Annotated in this window: 23 protein-coding genes; all 23 read right to left on the bottom strand. The window is 57.8% G+C overall.

Annotated elements, in window-relative coordinates:
- Positions 1 to 2: 2 nt before the first annotated feature.
- Complete coding sequence (locus tag B5E67_RS08545) at positions 3 to 431, bottom strand: hypothetical protein (protein WP_087384692.1); 429 nt, start codon at positions 429 to 431, stop codon at positions 3 to 5.
- Positions 432 to 442: 11 nt separating this feature from the next.
- Positions 443 to 778 (bottom strand): DUF3852 domain-containing protein, encoded by a 336-nt coding sequence (locus B5E67_RS08550; protein WP_087384694.1) that lies wholly within the window; start codon positions 776 to 778, stop codon positions 443 to 445.
- Positions 779 to 856: 78 nt separating this feature from the next.
- Positions 857 to 6445: a SpaA isopeptide-forming pilin-related protein gene (locus B5E67_RS08555; protein WP_087384696.1), complete on the bottom strand. Its 5589-nt coding sequence runs from the start codon at positions 6443 to 6445 to the stop codon at positions 857 to 859.
- 271 nt (positions 6446 to 6716) lie between these two features.
- Positions 6717 to 7406, bottom strand: coding sequence for a CAP domain-containing protein (locus B5E67_RS08560; RefSeq protein ID WP_087384698.1), 690 nt, complete (start codon positions 7404 to 7406; stop codon positions 6717 to 6719).
- 173 nt (positions 7407 to 7579) lie between these two features.
- Positions 7580 to 7891, bottom strand: coding sequence for a type II toxin-antitoxin system RelE/ParE family toxin (locus B5E67_RS08570; RefSeq protein WP_087384702.1), 312 nt, complete (start codon positions 7889 to 7891; stop codon positions 7580 to 7582).
- The gene (locus B5E67_RS08575) at positions 7872 to 8150 is read right to left on the bottom strand and encodes a type II toxin-antitoxin system Phd/YefM family antitoxin (protein ID WP_087384704.1); all 279 of its coding nucleotides are present in this window, start codon (positions 8148 to 8150) and stop codon (positions 7872 to 7874) included. The genes B5E67_RS08570 and B5E67_RS08575 overlap by 20 nt, the downstream gene beginning before the upstream one ends.
- Before the next feature lie 78 nt (positions 8151 to 8228).
- Positions 8229 to 9038: a class D sortase gene (locus tag B5E67_RS08580; RefSeq protein ID WP_087384706.1), complete on the bottom strand. Its 810-nt coding sequence runs from the start codon at positions 9036 to 9038 to the stop codon at positions 8229 to 8231.
- On the bottom strand, positions 9035 to 9958 hold the full coding sequence (locus B5E67_RS08585) for a cell wall anchor protein (RefSeq protein ID WP_087384708.1): 924 nt from the start codon (positions 9956 to 9958) through the stop codon (positions 9035 to 9037). Before B5E67_RS08585 ends, B5E67_RS08580 begins: the two co-directional genes overlap by 4 nt.
- 19 nt (positions 9959 to 9977) lie before the next feature.
- The gene (locus tag B5E67_RS08590; RefSeq protein WP_087384710.1) at positions 9978 to 10346 is read right to left on the bottom strand and encodes a SpoVG family protein; all 369 of its coding nucleotides are present in this window, start codon (positions 10344 to 10346) and stop codon (positions 9978 to 9980) included.
- Positions 10343 to 10990, bottom strand: a complete 648-nt coding sequence (locus B5E67_RS08595) for a hypothetical protein (RefSeq protein ID WP_087384712.1) — start codon at positions 10988 to 10990, stop codon at positions 10343 to 10345. The genes B5E67_RS08590 and B5E67_RS08595 overlap by 4 nt, the downstream gene beginning before the upstream one ends.
- Positions 10991 to 11004: 14 nt before the next feature.
- Positions 11005 to 11742 carry a DUF3849 domain-containing protein gene (locus B5E67_RS08600; RefSeq protein ID WP_225123464.1) on the bottom strand — a complete coding sequence of 246 codons (738 nt, stop codon included), beginning with the start codon at positions 11740 to 11742 and terminating at the stop codon, positions 11005 to 11007.
- Positions 11735 to 12277, bottom strand: a complete 543-nt coding sequence (locus tag B5E67_RS08605) for a hypothetical protein (protein WP_143405406.1) — start codon at positions 12275 to 12277, stop codon at positions 11735 to 11737. Before B5E67_RS08605 ends, B5E67_RS08600 begins: the two co-directional genes overlap by 8 nt.
- On the bottom strand, positions 12258 to 13100 hold the full coding sequence (locus B5E67_RS08610) for a DNA adenine methylase (protein ID WP_087384715.1): 843 nt from the start codon (positions 13098 to 13100) through the stop codon (positions 12258 to 12260). The genes B5E67_RS08605 and B5E67_RS08610 overlap by 20 nt, the downstream gene beginning before the upstream one ends.
- A gap of 8 nt (positions 13101 to 13108) precedes the next feature.
- The gene (locus tag B5E67_RS08615; protein ID WP_087384717.1) at positions 13109 to 13441 is read right to left on the bottom strand and encodes a hypothetical protein; all 333 of its coding nucleotides are present in this window, start codon (positions 13439 to 13441) and stop codon (positions 13109 to 13111) included.
- Positions 13442 to 13551: 110 nt separating this feature from the next.
- Positions 13552 to 13836, bottom strand: coding sequence for a hypothetical protein (locus tag B5E67_RS08620; protein ID WP_087384719.1), 285 nt, complete (start codon positions 13834 to 13836; stop codon positions 13552 to 13554).
- Positions 13837 to 13915: 79 nt separating this feature from the next.
- Positions 13916 to 14956, bottom strand: coding sequence for a hypothetical protein (locus tag B5E67_RS08625; protein WP_225123463.1), 1041 nt, complete (start codon positions 14954 to 14956; stop codon positions 13916 to 13918).
- A complete protein-coding gene (locus B5E67_RS08630; protein WP_204246540.1) occupies positions 14950 to 15558 on the bottom strand; it encodes a hypothetical protein in 609 nt (202 codons plus the stop codon). Before B5E67_RS08630 ends, B5E67_RS08625 begins: the two co-directional genes overlap by 7 nt.
- Before the next feature lie 2 nt (positions 15559 to 15560).
- Positions 15561 to 16808, bottom strand: a complete 1248-nt coding sequence (locus B5E67_RS08635) for a hypothetical protein (protein WP_180956686.1) — start codon at positions 16806 to 16808, stop codon at positions 15561 to 15563.
- Positions 16801 to 17790, bottom strand: coding sequence for a DUF4314 domain-containing protein (locus tag B5E67_RS08640; protein ID WP_087384721.1), 990 nt, complete (start codon positions 17788 to 17790; stop codon positions 16801 to 16803). The genes B5E67_RS08635 and B5E67_RS08640 overlap by 8 nt, the downstream gene beginning before the upstream one ends.
- Before the next feature lies 1 nt (position 17791).
- Complete coding sequence (locus tag B5E67_RS08645) at positions 17792 to 18832, bottom strand: hypothetical protein (RefSeq protein WP_087384723.1); 1041 nt, start codon at positions 18830 to 18832, stop codon at positions 17792 to 17794.
- Between the two features lie 82 nt (positions 18833 to 18914).
- Positions 18915 to 19652, bottom strand: coding sequence for a hypothetical protein (locus B5E67_RS08650; RefSeq protein ID WP_087384725.1), 738 nt, complete (start codon positions 19650 to 19652; stop codon positions 18915 to 18917).
- Positions 19652 to 20863, bottom strand: coding sequence for a hypothetical protein (locus tag B5E67_RS08655; RefSeq protein WP_087384727.1), 1212 nt, complete (start codon positions 20861 to 20863; stop codon positions 19652 to 19654). The genes B5E67_RS08650 and B5E67_RS08655 overlap by 1 nt, the downstream gene beginning before the upstream one ends.
- Positions 20838 to 21119: a hypothetical protein gene (locus tag B5E67_RS08660; protein ID WP_140394184.1), complete on the bottom strand. Its 282-nt coding sequence runs from the start codon at positions 21117 to 21119 to the stop codon at positions 20838 to 20840. Before B5E67_RS08660 ends, B5E67_RS08655 begins: the two co-directional genes overlap by 26 nt.
- Positions 21120 to 21222 lie beyond the last annotated feature (103 nt).

Below are 21222 nucleotides of genomic sequence, written 5' to 3' on the forward strand. Positions count from 1 at the left end.
CCTCACCTCATTTCCGGTCCCATCGCTGTTTCTGGTACTTCAAGAAAATTGGGATCCCCGTTTTGAAATGCTTGCAGGGCGGAACGGGATTCCAGTGCCTCCTCCGGCGCGGCGTCACAGCCGTTTTCCACGGTATATGCCTCGATCTTTTCAAGTGACCAGCCCTGAGCTAAAAGACGCGCCGCGCCGCGCAGCTCAAAGAAATTGAATGTGAAATGCTCTCCATAGTCGAAGAGCGCCTTTGCGATCTCGGCGCCATGGTCCCGTTTCACCAAGGCCAGTTCCACATAAAATGCGTCGTAGAGCGATCCGGCACATTCCTCCGCTTCCCGTTCCAATTCCTCAGCGTAGGAGACCGTGCGATCCAAGGCCATTTTCGATGCTCCGGGCAGCAATTCTCGGATCCGAGTTTCAAATTCTTCTCTCTGCATGGCATCCTCCCTTAAATCCCGATGATGCCCCAGATGTAGTTGGGGGCCAGCAGGACGAAGACCAGGCAGACAAACAAAATAACGGGCCCTGCCCATTCGAACTGGCCGTGCTTGCGGTAATCAAAGTACGCCATGGCAAGTTTAGCGAAGAAGGCGATAGCCAGCACCATGCTCAAAGCGGGAAAGACCACATTGTCCACCACGGTCTTGATCTGGCTGGAGGCGTCCGTCCAGGTCTGTTCCACCGCGCCGGCTACATCCCCGCCCGCAGCAAAAGCAGGTACGCAGAGGCACAGGGCCAAGGCGAGAACAACGAAAAACATCTGAAAAATACGTTTGCGTTTCATGATCGTTTTCCTCCTATAAAAAAGAATGGAGGGCCGTCCCGTGAGACGGCCCTCTGGATCGGATCCTATAGGTGTGGCTTAATAGCCGGTGCGGGGCAGGGGCTCCGCGGGCTTGTAGACCTTGGTCACCCAGCGGGAGGTAGCCATGATCCACTGACCGTTGTAGACGCCGCCCACGTCCGCCTGGTTGACGAACTGGGTGCCTCCAGTGAGCCAGGAGACCACATTGCAGTACACCTGCGGCGCCTCTACCTGCCGGAAGTTGGCGGGAACCACCCCGAACACCACCATAAACTCGGTGATGACCTCATTGGAGGCCAGTCCCAGGGCGGCGGGAGAGGCGTCCAGCACATAGTTCTGCTGGGTGCTCAGGTTGTCGTACATGGTCCGGTAGTTGGGATTCAGATTGGTCTTATAGACCACCTTGTAGTTTCCGGGAACGTTATAGGTGCCGGTGACGAGCTTGTCCAGCCGCACCGCCTGGGTAGGCAGGGTGTCGCGCCAGTAGAAGGAGGTCAGACTGGTGGTTGAGTTGTTGCCGATGCCGCTGAAATCATAGCGAATCTGCTGTCCCGGCATGACTTCTACATAGCCGGTCTTCTTGATGGAGACGTTGGTGTAGAGGCTCTTGTTGGTCATGGCAGCCTTGACGATCTGTCCGGCGTACTCGATCTCCACCTCGATGGGCGTCTGGTCCAGGCCATAGAAGTCCGCCGCCTTGGATTCCACAATTTTGTAGCGGCCCAGAGGCAGAGGCCGGGAGGAGGCGACGCCGTTCTTGTCCGTTTTGATGGTGTCTACCAGGTTGCCGGTCCGGACGTTGTAGATCTCAAACTCGGTGTTGGGAATGGGAGTTCCGGCAGGCCAGCCGTTCATGGAGTTGTAGTCCGCGCTGGTTTTGGTGATCTGAATCTGGCCGGTGATGGCAGTGTTCTCCCAGGTGATCTCCGTGGTGGTGCCATCGGTGACATAGACAGTCTTGAGCTGCTCATCCACGATGTAGCCCTCATTCTCCAGCTCCCGCAGGTAGTAGCGGCCAGAGCAGGGCAGGTCGTCGATGTAGACATAGCCTCGGTCATCCGAGGTGTACTGCCCGATGGGGTTCTTATTGCTGTCATAGAGCAGGAAGGTCACATCGCAGATTCCCTCACGAGAAACTGTGTCGATTTTGTGGATCAAGATGCCGCTGAATGCCTTGTTGGTCACCGTCAGAGAGACAGTCTTGCCGCCCTCTACCTCAAAATAGTGGGGCGTGGGATCCACCTGGAAACCCTCTGCCGCCTCGGTCTCCACGGCGTAGTAGGCACCATCCTCCAGAGAGACAAAGACGCGGCCATCCTCGCCAGTGGTTACGGTGTCGATGAGTTCATCGTCCACCTTGCGGATCTCGAAGGTGGTGTTGGGGATGCGCTCTGTCCGGTCCGCCTCGTTGACCTTGATGATCTCGACGCCGCCGATGGGGTCGTTATACACGGTCAGCGTCTGGGTATCCTCCGGATTGACCTCTACCGTCTGGATTCGGGTGTCCTCATCAATGGTGTAGCCAGGGATTGTCTTGGTCTCCTTGACCACGATGGTGCCGGTGACGCCGGAAATCATGATCTCACCATTTTCATTGGTCTTGTAGAGGCCCTTGCTGGACAGGTGGCCGTTGGCGTCGTCTACATAGCCGCCCTCGGCGTAGGTCAGTTCAAACTCCACACCGGCAAGCGGCTCATGGGTCACAGAGTCCAGTTTCCGGATCACAAGGGTTCCCTTTGCCTCATTATAAAAGCGCAAAGTCTGTACCTCGCCCGCCTTGATCTCAATGGACTTGGGGGCGGTGTCCAGGACGTAGCCCTCCAGGGCCTTGACCTCTCGGGCGGTGACAGTAGTGCCCGGTTCCAGATCCGTGATGACGATGCGGCCATTCTCGTCAGTGATGTACTCGCCGTTGCTGGGGCCCACCACCGCACCGCTGGAATCGGTCACCAGGAAAGTCACACCCTCCAAGGGCGTGGTGGTGCCCTCGATATACTTTTCAATGATCAGGGTGGTGCTGGGGGTGTTGTAGAAGGTCAACGTCTGCGTGTCGTTGGGGTTGACCTGGACTGTCTGGGTCTGGGTAGCGGGGTCAATGGAATATCCGGGGATGGTGGCTGTTTCAGTGACCACCAAGGTACCTACCACTCCATCGATCTGGATCATGCCGTCCTTGTCGGTCTTATAGAGGCCGTTGCTGGAGATGTAGCCGTTTTCGTCGGGTACATACTCGCCGGTGCTGGTGGTCACTTTGAAGGTGACCCCCTCCAGGGGTTCTCCCGTCAGAGAATCCCGCTTGTCGATGATGAGGGACCCCGCCTTGGAATTGGTGATGACCACCGTCTGGGTATCCCCATTGGGCCCGATGACCACATTGGTGGACGCCTGATCCATGACATATCCGGACGGGCTCCGGATCTCCGAAATGACGTATGCTCCCGGAGCCAGGTTGGTGATATGGATCTCACCATTGCTGTCGGTGATAAACACCCCGTTCTGGGTGAGCGTACTGTCGCCAATGACGCCGTCCAGTCCCACCTCGCAGCCTGCCGCCGTAGTCACCCGGAACTGGGCGCCGGCAAGGGGCTGGCCCGTGGCGCTGTCCCGCTTCTGGATGATGAGCTCGCCCTTGGGCTGGTTCTTAAAGGTCAGGCTGACGGTGCGGCCCTCTTTGATCTGCACCGTCTGGCTCTGGGTATCGATGATGTAGCCCGGCGGTGCGGAGACCTCCGTGACGATCACGGATTTGCCGGGAGCCAGGCCCTCGATCCTGATTTCGCCGTTTTCATCGGTCCTAAAAATGCCGTTGCTGTCGCCGATAAGGGTCCCGTCCGCGTAGGTGATTTTGAACTCCGCGTCGGGAAGGGTCACACTGGGGTTGGTGGCGCAGACCTTACGGATGAGCAGAATGCCGTCCGGCATATTTTCAAAGCGGACGGTGATGACACTCTGCTCCCCGCTGTCGGCCAGATAGACGGTCTCGGAGCTCTGGATGATGCTGTACCCGTCCGCCGGGTCTACCTCCTCCACGATATAGGTGCCTGGCTCCAGGCCCGTCCAGATGGCGGTGCCGTTCGTTCCGGTCACCTTCTGCCCGATGACGGTGCCGCCGGTGCCCGAGGTGCCGCCCAGGTAGCGCAGCTGGAACGTGGCCCCGGCCAGGGCTTCTCCGGTGACGGAATCATATTTCTCAACAATGATCGCGTTTAAGGGGACGTTCTCGAAACGCACCGTCTTACTCTCGCCGCCGTGGAGGATGACCGTCTGGCGGGTGGGCTCCTTGAGCTGGAAGCCTGGGGCGGGCTCCACCTCCTCGATGGTGAACTCACCGGGGTACAGGCGCTGACCCTGCTCGTGGAGGCGGATCTCGCCGCTGGCGTCGGTGACGATCTCACCGAAGTCGTAGGACTCCGGTGCGTCGGCTGCCTCGCCGGTGGAGGTGTAGGTCACATGGAAACGCGCCCCCTCCACGGGAGCGCCGGCAACGGAATCCACCTTGTAGATGGTCAGCTCCGGGGCTTTGTGGTTTTCAAAGACCAGCTTTTTCTCATCCCCCGCGTTCAGGGAGATGTTCTGCTCCCGATCCGCGTCCTTGTCCGGCAGGTAGTAGGGGGCCGGGACGGACAGTTCCGTGACCCGGAAGGTGCCAGGAGCCACCCGCAGGGTGACGGTGCCGTCCTGCCCAGTGGTCACGGTGTTCAGATAGTCACTGTCCACCCCTTCGATCCGGAACACGGTGCCGGGGATGGGGGTGGTGGAGTCCGCCGCGTCCACCTTGGCAATCGTCAGTTCCGGCTGCTTGAGGTTGTCGAAGATGAGCTGCCGGTCATCGCCGGGGCCCAGCCAGATGGTCTGGGTCGGCTCCGCCGCCACCACCCACGGATCCGGAACCGAGATCTCCGTCACCTCATAGCTGTCAACAGGCAGGCCAGTGAGGGTGGCTGTCCCGTCCGGCCCGGTGGTCACGTCCGTGTGGTAGCCGTGGTGGATGCCTTTGATCTCGAACACCGCGCCGGGGACTACCTCGCCTGTCTGTCCATCCCGCTTGAGGATGGTGAGGTTGGGGAGCTTGTGGTTTACGGCTGTGACGGAGATCGTGCCGCCGCCATCAATGTCCGCCTGATCCACATGGACGACCACCGGCTCCGTCAGCCGGGCGAAAGGCTCCGGGACAGAGACCTCTACGAAGGCATACAGGCCCTCGGTGATGCCGGTAACGGTGATGATGCCGGAGGCGTCCGTGGCCTCCGAGCCGACGATTTGGCCGTCCTTCAGGATATTGAAGACGGCCCCCTCGATGGGCTCGTCCGACTCATCCACCTTCCGCAGTTCGATCTTGACCTTGGCGTCGTTTTCAAAGACCAGATCCACATCGCTCTTGCCGTCCCAGTAGAACTCCTGGCGGACCTTGTTGGGATCGCTGCTGATGGTATATCCCGTGGGCGGGGTCAGTTCTGTCGCCACGAACGATCCAATGGGCATGGTGTCCCAGGGGACGTCCTCCAGGTAGCCCCCTTCGCCGGTGGTGTAGGTGCCGGTGAAGCTGTTGTCTACGCCCTCGATCTTGATGACGGCGCCGGCCAGACCCTTGGTGGGGTCGTCCGCGTCCACCTTGCGGATACTGCCCTCGCTGGTGATCTCAGGGGTATCCGTGAATGTGACCGTGACTGTTTTGCCATTTTCATTGGGCAGGACCACATACTGGGGGCCGGGGTTGTCGATCTGGTACCCCTCCGGGGCCTCCAGTTCCGTGATGGAATAGGTGTTTGCGTCCAAGGGGGAGAGGGTATAGGTCCCGTCCGCCCCGGTCACGACCTCCTTGGAATAGGTTCCATTGGCGTTCTGGATGAGGAACCGGGCGCCGGACAGCCCCTTGCTGGGGTTGGTGGCGTCCACCTTCCTCACGGTCAGCTCATACTGTTCATGGGTGACGGTGAGATCGCCGATGATGATCCCCTGGACGTCATAGGCCGGATGCTGTGTGGAACCAGGGCCGGCGTAGGTGTACTCATAGACATCGCAGTCGCCCCAGACGCCCTGTTCCCCTAAGTCCAGGATATATTGCGCCCGATCACGGAAGGACCAGCCCTCCAGCTCATCGTCGATGCTGGTGTAATTGGTGTGCTGCAGGTTGTTGTAGATGTATAACAGCTCCTCGGCGCAGGCGACCAGAGGATCTGAGAAGAGATTCTCCTGATAGCGCCAGATCACGGCCTGCACCCAGGCGTTCATCATCCAGGTGTAGTCAGAGCCCCAGACCTCGTCCACGCCCAGGGCGTGGGCCTGATCTGTGAAAATGCCGCGGCTGTGGGCGTAATAATAGGCCATCATGGTCTTGACGGTAGGGTCGCTGATGGGCTGGGGGTTATTCCACTCATGTCCCTCCAACGACCAGCCCATGCCGCCCCCGTGGTCGGCACAGAAACCTGTGACAGTGTCGCCGTTGTAGTCAAACTTCATCTGGTGGAGCCAGCAGGTGTCGAGGGCCGCGGATTCGTAGTGGACGCCGTTATGGGTGCAGTCCTCCATGACGATGGTATCCGGACTGGCGGCCAGGGCCGCGGTGGGGAGCAGGCCCAGGATACACACCAGCACCAGCAGCATGGACATGATCCGGGTTCGCAGAGAATGCGTCTGTTTCCTCATGTTCTTTTCCTTTCCTCGGAAAAGGAAAGGCCGAAGGGACAGGGCATTCCAGCAGAAAGCAAACAGGCCGTGGACGCTGCATCCCTACGGCCTGTTCCATTACCGATATTCAAAGTTTTATCGGCTTCTCCCCCATCTGCTATGGGAGAGCGGTTCTTGCTCCGGATAGGAGCGGCTTAATTCATGGGCTTCATCTCCGTTTCTTCAGAATTTTGGGCCAAAAAAGAGCGGCCCCTCCTGCTTGGGAGGGGCCGTGCCGCTGGATCAGCGGTCATCCGTAGGGGTTGTTTGTGGTGGGGTCACCCAGGAGCAGATAACAGTAGGTGACGCCCTGCTCCACCGTGACGCCCACGCCGAGGCTGTCCGTATCGGGGGCGAGCATGGCTTGCAGGTGTCCGGGGGAGTCCACCCAGTTCTCCACCGCCCGCCGGGAGATCTCCGGGAGAGCGGCGCCGGTGAATACAGTGATGTTGGAGCGGAATCCATAGGGGTATCCGGCGTCCGCCACCGCCTCGCACTCCTCACGGTTGTGGTGCCAGGTGTATTTCTTCCCAGAGAGCTCCTGGGCGGCGGTCATCAGCCGCTGGTCAACAGCCAGCTCCGGGAGTCCGTGTTCACGCCGCACCTGATTGACCAGCGCGGCGATGTCCTGGCGCGTCTGCTCCAGGCCGGATGCCTGTTCCGAGGCGTGGCCGGTGTAGGGTGCGCCGCTCTCGATCCGCACCGCGTCGTCCCAATAGACGTTGAAGTCCAGAGCCTCGCCCACATCTGCCAGTTTCACATAGTTATTGCCGTTGATGAGGTATGCCTCCAACTGGATCTGTTCCCCATCCAGATAGAACTGGTGGGTGCTGCGGACCGCCGTCAAAACCTCCTCCGCCGCATGTGCAGCAGGACCGGCCAGGGCCATCCCCAGCACGATACATGTGGATGCCAGCAGGATATTTTTCTTTCTGCTCATGACTTCGCTCCTCCTTTGCAGTATTGTGGCCGATTTCTTTAAGCTCACAATACCGAAAAATCGAGCGAAAGTCGAGAGAAAGATTACTGGCAAAACGGAGAAAAGCACGGAGCGATTGTCAGATGTAGAAAAGAGGGGCTGCTCCTATAAAGGAACAGCCCTCTTGCAGAAAATCACTTGAATAAGCTTGGGTAATCCGTTTTTCCGTTCACAACACGATAGATATAGACCGTATCGCCAATAACCCGGTAAACTGCAATATAGGTTTTTGTCAGCACCAATTTGCGGTATTCCTGTTTGGCCAGCACCGGATCTGGGTGAAGCGGTCCGGCATAAGGATGCTCACCAAGTATCCCGATATGCTCCATGATCTCATCGATGGCTTTTTCGGCGGATACAGGACCGACCTCGCGCAGATAGAAATCCGAGATCCGGTCAATATCCAGCCATGACGCCTGGAGAAATTCAATTTTCGCTTTGGGCATGGCGGAACTTCTCCTTTACCATCGCATTGACTTGATCCATGGTATACGTCGGAGCGCCGGAGAGACGGGAAAACTCGGCCTCCAGAATACTGGCCCGGTGTGCCAACATCTTCTCACGTTCCTCAAATGCCTCTATACTGAGAACGACCAGATCCGCCTCACCTTTATTCGTAATAAAAACGGGTTCTCCAGAAGCATGGGCCAGCTCCGAAATTTTGGGATACTCATTTCGCAGCGCGGTAGAAGCCTTGATCTGCACAGCAACAGCACCTCCTTACTATTCTATCAATACTATATCATAAGTATGATAGAAACGCAAGGTTATTATGCCGCGTATTTATTGGGCCACTGCTTTGACGCACCAGCGGTAGTCTCTCTGGTTCATCACACAGGTGTAGAGGGTGATCATGTTTTCCGTGGTGGCGGCGAGGCCGCTTCGGTCGGTCTCCAAGACTTTAGAAACGGACACCACCTCATAGGTGCGGGTCCCCAGCTTGGTGGTCAGCGTGATCTCGTCCCCCAGTTCCAGGGTATGGATCTTCCCAAAGTGGTTGTTGGTGCCCCTGTTGTGCGCCGCCACCGCAATATTTCCGCGCCAAATAGAGGTTTCCTCGAAGTGACCGGCACCCTTGGCCAGGGTTTTGCTGTCCGTGCCCTCATAGACCTTCACAGTCAAACCGATGGCCGGGATCTTCAGCGTTCCCAAGTGACCGCCAGAGTAATAGAGATCGCTTGTCACTTCGGTGTAGCCGGTGGAGGGAGCCGATGTTTCCGGGGCAGCAGGGGTATTCACAGTGGGGATCGTACTTCCAGGGACAAAGACCGGGGCGGAGGTGCCGTTGACCGCCGCGCCGGTGGCGGGCATGGATCCGGGCGCCAGGTTGGGGGTGAGGGGCGTCCCGGTGTTCAGGGTATCGGCGCTGGCGGTACCGAATCCAGGCGGGATCAGGGCGGCGTTTTTACTGATGTCCTCATTCTTCCTTGCCCCTCCATCTGCGGTGATGACCGGCTCAAAGGAGGTGGGGGTGCCGTAGTCCGGATCGCCCGGCGCGTCGATGGAATACTCCAGCGGCCCCGCCGCGCTTGCCGGAACCGACAGGGCGGCGGTCAGGCACATCAGGCAGAGAAACGCACACAATTTTTTCATTCGCTTTCCTCCTCGCTCTCATGCTTCCGTTTATAGAGCAGGCATCCGCCAATGACGCCGCCTGCGGCGAATACCACACCCAGCGGCACCAGGATATAGGCCCAGTTAAACTGGACTGGACTGCTGTCCGAATCAGGCAGCGGCGCCAGCGGCTCAATGGCTGTGCCCTCGAAGATGGCCACATAGCGGGTCTTGTTCAGGGCGATCCGGCTGACGGTGCCGCTGTAATCGGCGGTGACCGTGTAGCCGGTCACATAGCTGCTGGTGGCACTGCCGGTGTAGGTGGCGACTGCCGTAAAGCGGTCTCCCATGGCGTAGCCGTCTGTATTGGCGGTGTTGTCCGTCTGCCAGCTGATGTTCTGGAGGGTCAGGGTGCGGCCATTGTCCTCGATGGTCTTGGGGATGTTGGCGGTATCCTGGCTGGCCAGATTGGGGTAGCTCCGGGTGGCGGACACCTCTCTGGTAGAACTCCCGTATCCGGCCACCTCCACCTGGACGGTGTCCAGCTGGAGGGTCAGTACGCCGGAGAGCCCATCCTCGGTGATGAACTCCTTCTCCTGGGGGAGCAGGGCCAGCACGGACTCCATGTCCTTGCTCTTGCTCTCCAGAGAGACGGTCTCTGTGTGCTGGCGGCTCTCGTTCTCCGGCAGTTCCTGCTTGAGCAGGTCAATGAGGGTATAGCGAAACCCGTCCTGCTCAAAATCTGACCGGGGAATGCCGGCGGGATCCTCCTCCGGCCCCAGGTCGTAATACTTGCGGATCTCTGTGCCATCCTCGCTCCGGGACACGGAGGTGGGGTAGCAAACCTCCGGGGGCGCAGATGACTGGGAAATCACAACCGACTCCGCGGCAAAGGCGGAGGGGGACAGTGCCATGGTCAGGCACAGGACCGCGGCACAGAGTGCGAGTTTTCGTTTCATTTCAGCTCTCTCCTTCCTGTTACATGGACATGCCGCCCATTTCGGGCCCGTCCTGCTCCGGACCCCCGTTCTGGCGCTGGCTGAACCCCTGATCCAGCTCCATCCAGTAGGCGTCCAGCACAGCCTGATCGAAGGACTGCTTGAATTCCGGGGTACAGGGGAAACAGATGTCCCGATATTCGCCTTTGACCTGGCGGCTTGGCATGGAGACGAAGGGACCGTTTCTGCCCTCCTTCACCTGGACCCCGCGGATGGCGAAGCACCCGTTCAGGTTGACCGAGGCGTCTGCCAGGATGGGGCCCTTGACGCTGGGACGGTAGATCTTCACATTGATCTGCATGGGCAGCTGCTCAAAATTGGGGTTCTGATGGTTGATAGTCTGTTTCATCGCTCACTTCTCCCTTTCTCTTTTTTCAGCCGTTCCAGGGTGTGGAGGGCTATCCGGTCATACTCCCAGGGTTCTACCTCCAGGGAGAGGTAGGCGCCCTGCTCGTTGATCCCATCGGCTCGATATTTCAACACCAAGGGCATCGGCTCGGTTTTGCGATTCAGAATGCCGGGAGATACCCAGCCTGTCCCGGCCACATAGACCTGGCGGATGGCGGACTGGGCCTCGCCGGACAGATTCAGCCATAAAAATTTCCCCTGAAGGTCCTGCGGCAGACCATCCGGGGAGGGAATGGGTTCGATTACATTGCCTTTGATGCGATAGCGCAGGCCCATGGCCGTGATACAGGCGCCAGTGGCGCTGGCGGCCTCCGGTTCCTGTGCCCAGAGGGGGAAACAGCTGTAGTCCGAGGCCAGCACATCTTCTCCTTCCTGATCGTCCGGGAACAGGGGAAGGCACTTTACCAGCTCCAGGACATGGATTCCGTCTGTGAGTCCCAGCACTCTGATCCCGGCAGCAGGCAGGGATTGGTAGCGGGCCAGAGCCTCCTCCAGTGTGGAAAACTGCTCCACGCTCCGGCCCTTTCGCAGAGACCGCTTGGGGGGCAGGCGCAGATCGTCAATGGTGTAATAGGAAATGTTCATGTCTATCAATCACCTCATTCCATGGTCATCCCACCCATCGCGGGGGAGTCGTTGTTCTGTTCCTGCCCTTTCAGCTCCATCAGCTTTTCCTTTGCCCACTCCGGAAGGAATTCGTCCTTCAGCGCGCCGATAAAGTCTGTTCGGTTCCAGCGGGTCATCTCTCCATCCCCCAGGCAGGTGCAGCGGATGGAACGGCCAATGGCTTTGGGGCTGCATCCAAAGCCATCGTGGGCGTACCAGAGCTGAGCTTGGGGTGTCCAGTAGGTTTCCTTCAGGGTATCCGAAGAGAGCACCAGCACCTTTCCCTCGTAGTTCAGATCTTCAAAGGAGTTTGGTTCACACTGGCTGGGTCCAAAGAGTCCAAGCGCCCGATATGCCGTGCGGTATTGGTCCACCACTCCATCCAGTACAGCGGAGCGGGTTGGCACCACAAAGCTGAGATTGTGGAGTTTATCTGGTGGGATATAGATTTGACTGGCCCATGCTTTATTCTCGGAACTGTACTGGCCACCCCATTCCAATTGCTGAACCGTGTTGGCCAGCACCCAGGCTGTCCGCTTATAGCCGAACTCTTGGATAACTTCGGTCAGGCATTTCTTGTCCAGATGGTCGCCGTCGTAGTGCTGTCGTACGGCTTTCTGAATGGCATCCTTGCAGTCAATGTTCTCCAGATAACTGGCCCTCCACAGAGACTGTTCTCCCCGTCGGCAGGCCTCCTCCGCGGAATATGGGTAGAGATACGTCTCACGCATGATTTTTCTCCTGACGCATCTGCCGCCGGAGGGCATCCAGGTCCACATTGCCCTCCTGGAGCATAGCGCGGAAGCCTTCGTCGAACTCCTGCAGCGGGTCTTCCTCTCTGTGCTCGCTGGGGTCATCATCTTCTGCCTTGGATACGATCACCCGGTCGTCCTCCGCAACGGCCTCCAGGCTGTCCGCCTCATCCAGTCCGGCCAGTTCCAGTAGACAGGTGGGGATGGTCAGGCCGGGATCGTCCATTTCATCTTCCTCCTCAAGGGTGTCCTCACACTCGGGAAATTCCGCCCCTTCCTGGCTGAATACCGCCAGCTGGAGGAGCAGAGATGCGGCAGTGGAGGTGAGGAACTGGAGAAGGTGCAGGCATTCCAGGGTACTCAATGCATTCCGTGCCGCCAGGACATATCCGCCGCCTGTGTGGAGGATCAGCTCCTCCGCGTCCGCAAGGCCGGAGAGCTGGAGGGCAGCGCGGGGGATCGTCAGGGTCTTGTTCTCAGGATTGTGGTAGAGCTTAAAATACATAGGTTTCATCAAATTCTCCCTTCTGAAAGTCAAACAGATTGATTTGTGTTGTGGCATGAGCGCGCTCCGCCATGTCATAGTTGGCGATGAGCAGCTCGGAAAATTGGCAGTTAGGGTCGTATCGCTGTCGGATGTTGTTCAGCCGGGTCACCGGCTCGATCTGGATGCCGGGGGCATCGTACAGCCCCCGGATGAAGGCATCGTCGTTGTAGGACAGCAGGAACTTGCCTTCCATGGACAGCAGGGCATCCCGCAGGCGGATGTGGTCCCGTTCCGTGAAGCCGTCCTCACCGATGTTCTGGTAATACCCCTCTGTGGCGTGGTAGGGTGGGTCGCAGTAGAAGAAGGTCACTGGGCGGTCATAGTGCCGGATCAGTGTTTGGAAGTCTTGGTTTTCCACCACCACATCCGCCAGCCGTCGGTGGGCCTGCTCAATGAGCGGGAAGTTGCTCCACATATCGTGAGGCTGGCTGGCAAAGCTGGTGAGAGCGGCGGCGTAGCTCTGGCGGATGACCTGGTAAAACCAGGCCGCCCGCTGAATATCCGTGGTGCGCTTACGGTGCAGAGCCAGCCGCGCCCGCTCGAAGTCCTCCCTGGAATTGAGGACATATTTCAGGGCGTTGATCAGCAGATCCGGCTTGTCCCGCACACAGCGGTACAGGTTGGCGAGGAGGCCGTTGTAGTCGTTGTAGACCTCGAAGTCGTTGCCGGGGGCTTTATGAAACAGCACCCAGCCGCCGCCTCCGAACACCTCCACATACCGCTCATAGAACAGGGGAAATCGCTTCACTACTTCCTCCCGCAGAGCTTTCTTCCCGCCCACCCAGCTCATAAAACTGTTCAGGGGGGATCACCTCCGTCCAGCGGGAGGCAGGTCTGCTCCGTGTCGAACCGTTCCAGGGAGCGGTTCAGCCCGCGGATAGCGGCGGCGATGCCACTGATCCGCCGGGTCAGATGGGCGATGGTGGCCCGAACCTCCTGTTCTGTGGCGGCGTAGAAGTAACCGCTCCCGCTGCTGGCGATGGGTACGCCGTCCCGCCGCAGCTGATTGACCAGATGGCGCACCTCGATGCCCTTGATGCCGAAGGTCAGCTCCAGTTCCCGGCTGGTGGCGGCGTTGAACTCTCCCAGATGATACTGCTCCAGATATTCCGCCAGCCGTTCTTTTTCCATAGTCGCTCCTTTCCGGGACCTGATTTCCCGAAAAAGGGCGCAAAAAAAGAAGGGGCCGTCCCCATTCGGAAAACGGCCCCTGCATGATTTCAGATACTGTTCTGCTTATTTTATTTGATCACCCCCAGACCCCGCAGCAGTTGGACACAGTCCTTTGCCCCTTGGATGTAGAGGCAGCGGCGCTGTTTCTGCGCCACGCGATTGAGCTGCGTGATGTAATCCAGCATCAGCGTCCGCTGGGTTTCCTCCAGCCGGAGGTCACGGCGGATCTCGTCGCTGATATCGGACATTCTTTCTTCTGCCAGTCCATCCGGCTCGACGCGGTCCAACTCCCGCAGAGCCTGCTCGATGAGCTGGTCCAGGGTATCTTCGGCGATTTGTTTGCGTTCGTCCATCGGCTGTGCCTCCTTTGCCGCAAACACTACCACACTCCGGGCGGAATAGCCATACCAATATCCAACAAAATTGCGGCGGTTACATGGACATGGAGGGGCTGTTGGATTGCTTCGGCTGGCTGTACTCATAGGAGATCTCGCCGCCGTTCCACGCGACATATCCGTGGTCTGTGGCGGACAGCCCGTGCTGGTTCATATACTCCTCGGCGTAGGCTCTGCAGTCAAAGCACTCCGCCAGCAGGCCGGACTTTGGGATGACGCCGTCCCGGACAGCCAGTTCCCGGCCATACTCCGCCAAGTCTAAACCACGGGGGACGAAGGCATACTGCCGGAGGTTCTGGGCATAATCCAGAGCCTGATCCAGCCGGTGGCAGTCCTCCAGTTCCAGCACCGCCTGCCACTTGTCCAGCCAGTGGGGTTCTCCCTGGCCCCGCTCCGCCCAGGCATAGCCGAAGTCGATAGCGTGGCGCACCAGCTCACCTGCGGAGGCATACTGGTCGGGGATCTCCTCCAGCTGGGGCAGGCAGCAGTCCGCCTCCAGCACGATGCATTCGCTGAGCGTTTCCGCGTGGAGTTCGTCCAGCCCCAGCAGCAGTTCGTCCGGGTGGGCGGCGTCCATGTGGTCCCCGGTATCGGGGAAACCCACCCATACACCCTCCATGTTTTCCCGACTGGCCAGCCTGACCCGGATGGCATAGTCCCCGACCGCCGGCTGAAGGAGCTGAGATGTTTCCGGCATGGGGATCATGAGGGAGGATTTCCGTACATAGTGACCCTGGCAAAAGATCCCTTTGTCCCGTTCCCGGTAGGCCGTGCCTACCTGTTCCGCGTTGAGGAAGGGAATAGCCTCCGGTGAGGGGCGCTCCAGGTGTTCCAGGACGAACCGGCCCAGGGCCTCGTCGTCCCCGGCTCCGTAGTACAGATCAAAGCAGGGAAGCTGGTTCGCCAGTTCCATCACACGGTCAGCTTGCGTCGGGCGCTCCAGTTCCAGCGCGCCGGTGAACAGGAGCCTCTCTTTTTCTGTCATATTGGCAAACCGCAACTCCAGCCAATCATGCTCCGATTTGGTCATTTCCATGCCGTCCAGCAGATCGAACAGCCTGTCCTGATGATTTAACACAGATGCATCCCTCCCTTTGCTTCCTCTGTTTGCCCGGCCGCGCTCTCTGTTTGAATCGCCTGTTCAAGAACGCGAAATGGACTCCATCTGCCGCAGCAGGGGCAGGCGACGGTCCCATTGTCAGAGGCATCGATCTGTTCCTGAGTGACTACGCCGGGTTTTTGACAGCACTCGTTGACCACGGTCACCAGATGGGCCGTTTGCAAGATCTCCGGCCGGTACTGGCGGTTGAAGGGGACAAAGTCTACCCAGCGGGGATGATCGAAGATGCGGTCAACATGGAGCTGCAGTGCCTTTTTCCGGATCTCACCGGCGGATTCCTTGAGAAAGTTCCGCTCTGAACACCACTGGGTCAAATATCCCAGCAGCTCCTGTTCGCCCTTTCCTCGGATCAGCTTCTCCGCCGCCTGGTACCAGACGGACTCCTCGATCTCCCCGATGCGGGTTTTGACGCCGGACCAGGAGCTGTACTTCTTATCGCGGCCGGAGCCGGTGCTGACGCTCTGGAAGGTTCCGTATTTCCACCGGAGATCCTCAAATTCCAGTTTGGAGAAGTCGATCCCCCGCAGATCACGGATGCGTCGACTCTCGAAATCCAGCATGCTCACATCCCTCCCATCTGGGGACTGTCCATCGCCTGGGGCTCCCGCTGGAAGACCGGTAGCTGGCCGTTGTCCTTCCGGCGGAACAGGCCATAGTCGGTGATGGCCGCGTGGTTCTCCTCCAGCATCTGTCGTCCAACCATAGCGGCCTGGGGTGTCTGGAACAGTTCCTCCGGCAGATCCGGGTACTTCTCCCGCAAGACCACCTCCGCATAATCCCAGGTCGCGGCCACATCCGGTCGGAGGTCGTAATCGTCCAGACCGTGCATGAGCTGGATGGCGTCCTGCAGGCTGGGGCACCCGGCCACAGACAGCAGAGCCTTGTACTTGACCCAGTCCGCCTCATGCCAGCTCTGCTTTTTCTGCGCCAGGTTTGCTGCGAATTCGCTTGCCATGCCGATGCCGCCCTCCTGTTCGATGGCATCATCGACCGCATCTCGCAGAGAGGGGATCTCACAGTCGATACAGCGGAAGGCGCACTCGTCCAGCGAGGCCGCGTCTACCTCTCCCACTGCCCGCCAGATGTCGGCGTCTGAAGCGGGGAGGTTCAGGATAGTGGTCTTATCGTTATCATAGCTGGGATCGTCAAAAAATCCCTTGCGTACCTCCAGCACCACCGGGGCGCTGGGGCGGGCAAAGCAGAACATCTCGCCCTTCCGATATACCTCTTTGAAGTCACTGCCAGGCTCCGCGTAACCCCGGCTGGTGAACACACCGCTGTGCTCCTCCTGGTGCTGTTCCCCCAGCAGTTCCAGCAACCTCTCCCGAAAGCTGCTGTCCTCCTCCATGGTATCCACCAGGGCCATGGCCTCCTCCGAGAGCATCTCCCCCTCATACAAAAGCGCCCCAAGTTCCTGCGTGTCGGAGACTTGGGGCGCCAGAAGGCAGATATCCGCATTGAAGGTCAGGTTGATGAGGCGGGAGAGGGGAAAGGGAGCAGTGTGGTTTTCCTTCTCGATCTGGAGCAGGCCGTCCAGCCCCATCCGGTCATCCTCACCCAGCATGGTCAGCCGGAGGGCCAGCAGGTTCAACTCCAGCAGATCCACATTCCGACCGATCATATCCGCTGTGATACCGGGATAGCGGATCCTGGTCAGCTCATTGCGGCAAGTTTTGACGTCCTGGACACGGGCCTTCTGGAGCGCGTCACAAAGCTCCGCCTGGGTACACGGCATCGTCAGCACTGCGGAGGTCTTATAGCTTTCGGGCCCGCCGCTGCTGATCTCCACCTCGAAGATCTTCTTATCCAAGGGTCATCCCTCCCTCTGTCTGTTCCTCTCTCTGAATTTCATAATTGGCAGGATCCGCCCCAGGAACATCCCAGCCTGCCATGCTTCCGATCTCCATGGCCTGCCGCTGGGCGGGGGTGACGCCACGCCGCTCATTCAGCTCGTCTGCCAGCTCCACGTTGCGCTCCTTGTCTCCGGTATCCCACTGGGAGGGATAGTAGCCGGACTCGCCCCGCCGGATGCAAATGAGCTGGCCGGTGGTCTGTAGGGTGGAGAAACACTCCGCCGGCAAGCCATCCGCAAACTTGGGGGCGAACCGCTCCTGCTCTGTTTGGATGCTCCAGTTGTCCCACTGCCACAGGTGAACATAGAGTTCGCCGCCATCAATCTCGATTTCTCTCTGCTCAAAGCCCTCGCCCCAGCCGTCGGATGCCTGGCCGGTGAGGTAGTCCTTTAGGGAGGAAAGTTCCTCCGGGGAGAGTTCCCCAACTACCCGGCATTCCGCCACGCCCCAGAGTTGGCCGTTGCGTTCCTCTGCGTTGAACTCCGCGGACCGCACTTTGACATTCAGGCTGTCCTGTTTATCGTACCAGCGCATAACGCCCCGTTCTTTCTCCTCCGGCATCCGGTTTCTGACCAGGGCGCCCCGGATATGGTCCTCGTAGTCCAGCAGCGTCCGGCCATCCCACTCCTCGCCCTCCTCGGACGTATCGCCCCACTCGTCCCGCGGGTAAAAGTCGGCGGTCAGGGGCAAATACAACTTGAGAAGAGTTGGCTCCGGCGGCTGGACGGAAAATCGATCCTCCCCGATGGCCACCCCCAACTCCCGACCGTTGTCCCATTTCACGTGGAAGGTGCCCAGATCATCGATATGATCCAACGTCCCCATGGAACCTTCCGGGAGGGGATGGGGATCGTCCGCCATTTCAATCAATCGAATCCGGCTGCCCTTGGGATACTGCTCCCGCATGAACTCCAGCCACTCTCTCGGTACTTCTCGCACTTCACATTCCTCCCATCGTTATGTCCTCTTGGGGCGCTGTCTGTTTCAGCTCCTGCCGGATAGTCTCCGCTGCATCGGAAATGGCCGGGTCATCCCGGAAACTCTCCAGCCTGCGGTAGTCCTCAAAGAACTGCTGTTCTCCATCACAAAATCGAACCAAATCCACCGTGGCGATCTCGTCCTTGGTGACGCCCAGCCTTTTCTCAGGCCGGTCGCTGTCTTGGTAGAGCTGTATCGCCCCATCCAGTGTCAAAGCCCTGTGGATCTGCTCCTTCGAAGTGTTGCAGTCAGTCATCACGAACCAGGAATAGGTGTGAGGCTTGCTGGGGTCCGCAGCATCCCGCAGGGCCTGCTTTCCGGCCTCAGTGAGACCATAGTTGCAGACCCGGCGGGGGTTCTCCTCGCCGGCGAAGTCCAGCAGGATGTCGTCCACCGCCTTTTTCACCTCTGGAGCGACTGTCAGGGTCTCATAGCAAAATCCGGTGGTGTCCCGATAGGGCAGTTCCTCCCGGATGGCCTGGAGGTACTGCCCGGCATCGGTGAATTCCTGTTTCTCGCCGCTGGCATAGCTCACTCGGCCCACCAGCTTGTCCTGCCTGGCCATCTCTTGCTGGCGCAGGTCGTAGACATACAGATAGCCTTGGTAATCCCCCGGCCTGGGGGTACAGCGCAAGCAAAAACGGTAATGTTCTGTCTCCGAAATAAATCCGTAGACGCGGTCGTTTTCTGCAATTTCACCTCCGTTGTGCCAGCAATAGGTGTTCATGGCTGCCAAGTTCTTCAGCGGCCCGTCCTGCCGCATGGCATCCACAAATTTCTGCAGGGCCTCCTTGAACTCCGGGGTGTTGAATCGGTCTTCGTTGTGGGGCCACCAGGTGTGGTGGAATCCCTTCCCGCCGGAGCCGAAGTCCATACGGAGGTGGCCCACTGTGCCCAGTGCCTCGTCCCGCTCATCGTTGGAATAGAAAAGGCCCGCCTCCTCAACGGAAGCGGGCCGCAGGTCAAAGGGGGGCGTCTGTTGGAAACTACTTTGTTTTTTCACTTCGATCACCTCGTTTCTGTTTTTTGAACACAACCAATACCACAACTTGTGATGAAAGTCTACTACAAATCGTGGAGAAAATTCAGGTCATCCGCATCCCTATCTCTGGCTCCGGTGACTCCATGATCTGCTCCAGGTATTTGGGGTCTACCACAACTTCTGACTCATTTCTACCGTTGAAAAAGGCAAGAATGTGTTCTTTCTGGATCTGAGCCTCATAGACGGTGCCCTCCTCACCAAAGCGGTAGGCAAACCACTCTGCCGTATCCCGGTCCAACGTCCAGGACAGTGCTTTGATGTTTTTGGCATTGTAGGAGGTAACACCACGATAGACAGTCACAGGATCCTCCAGCGACTGATAAACTGCGTACTCCTCCTCGTCCATCAGAAGTTCCGGCGGGACAGAATGGAATAGAGTCAGCAGTTCTCTTTTGCTCACATTGCGGTCTTGGTTTGGGCACTCCTCCAAGATCCACGCATGAGCCAGCAATTGGCCCAGATCCTCCTGTGAAAGGACTGGGGCGGTAAATTTGAGAAAGGTCAGATAATAGGGCTTGTTAAGAAGGAAAAATACCTGACAAGCGTTTTCAGCACTGTCGATCTGTTTGCCCACCATCTCCTTCCATTTGGCATAGTCTTCTTTGTTGTTGAGCAAGTCGACCACAGTGATATTGCCATCCTCATTTTGAGTAGCGGTAACCCCGGTACTTGTAAACGGATGGCTGACGATAGCCGGCGAAAATGAGGTTGGCGCGATTGGCATATCGAGGAGTACATGGGCGATCATCTTCACCTTGGGAAGATCGGTTTCCTTCCACATTAAGAAAAATCCCCCAACTGAAAATCTTGTGTATTCTGTTCTGCTGTTATCCTCCGTATGACAATTGCCTCAATTTCAGGTTTATTTCCCAAATAGGCCACATAGCCGCGATCCCCCAATACTCCGCCTTCCTTCTTGATGTAATGCTCTCCAAATTTCTGATAGTCAATATATGAATCCAACTCAGATTTAACTTCAAAATGTCCAGAGACTTGAATCAAATGTTGCCCATATTCTTCTGCGTTGCTTATGCCGGGGATTACAGTAAAATCATAGATATTCTCTGCAATCCATAATATTTCCTCTGGGGTATCAGGCCAGATAGTATCGAAAACGGTATGAAATTTGTCCAAAGTTTGTGCATCAAACAATTGAAGGCACTTAGACAATGCATTTAATGTCTTCAAATGTTCCGTTAGAGGATATTCGCCTTCAAAAACACTCCTGACCGCTGGGCTGATATCATCATCGGTAGCAATCAGCGTCGCAGTAAATTTTTCCGGCTGTGTTGCACCCAAACGGCATAGTGTCCGAGTGATTTCACTTTCAGCACATGGGAAATATAGTGTTTCTTGTTCATTCATTTGATTGTTTAATGAAAGTAATACAGATGCCATACTGTTCTTATAGTAGAAATCCGGAAAATGTCGGCCATCATAAACTTGTTCTAACATCGTACCGTTGTCGTACACTACACCGTAGGGAGTAATTTGGCCGGAGGTGTCGTTGAGAATCAGATCCAGTGCTGTCTTGCGTGCATCTAACCGCTCCAGCTCTTCCATGGAGGCGCAGCCACCATGTAGGTTCATGTAGTGATCCCGGCCAATCTGCTCCAAGTCGGAAAAGTCCGTGATGACCGTGGCCTGCTGACAACAAAAGGTCAAATTGATGAGGTCGGTCATATCGGAGAGTCCCATTTTCACCACCATCCCCTGGAACTGTGCCAGCTCCCCGTCAGAAAAACTGTCCAACCGCTTGACGAGGTAATCCAACTCGTCCACATTGATTCTGTGTCCCTCCAGGCATTTCAGACTGGGAACGCAGCCTTCGATCTCCTCCACCATACAATCCTTTGCCCGCGGGTCTCCGATATCCAGCGCCTCCAGCATCTTGATCGTGTCGTTGTATTGATCCTGCGGGATGGGGAAGGGGATAGTGACCAAGCCATATTCCAAGTGATCAGCGTTATACAAAGCCGCTTTGATCCTCATGCTCCAACTCCTTTTCGTTCAGTTTTTTTACTCTGGTGCGCATACAGTCATCCTCGCCGCCCCAACAGAGGAAACCGTGGGCGGGATAGGGGCAGCCCTCGCAGCGGGAGAACTGCCGGCACACTGGTTTTTGTTCCGGCTCCGGGGCATAGCCGGGCGCATAGTTGATGTGGAGCAGCCACTTCTTCACACTACTCCACTTAGGAGGTGGTTGATTGACCACCCCGACATAACTGTTCAGTTTTTTGGGATCCACACGGAGCACCTCACTTGCTTTTTCTGCTCTGAAAACAAAAAAGCGGGGGCCGTATTCTGTCCGATGGCAGATGATACGGCCCCCGCCTTGTTCAGCGTAGGAT

The sequence above is a fragment of the Faecalibacterium sp. An122 genome (genome assembly GCF_002160895.1).
Taxonomy (GTDB): domain Bacteria; phylum Bacillota; class Clostridia; order Oscillospirales; family Ruminococcaceae; genus Faecalibacterium.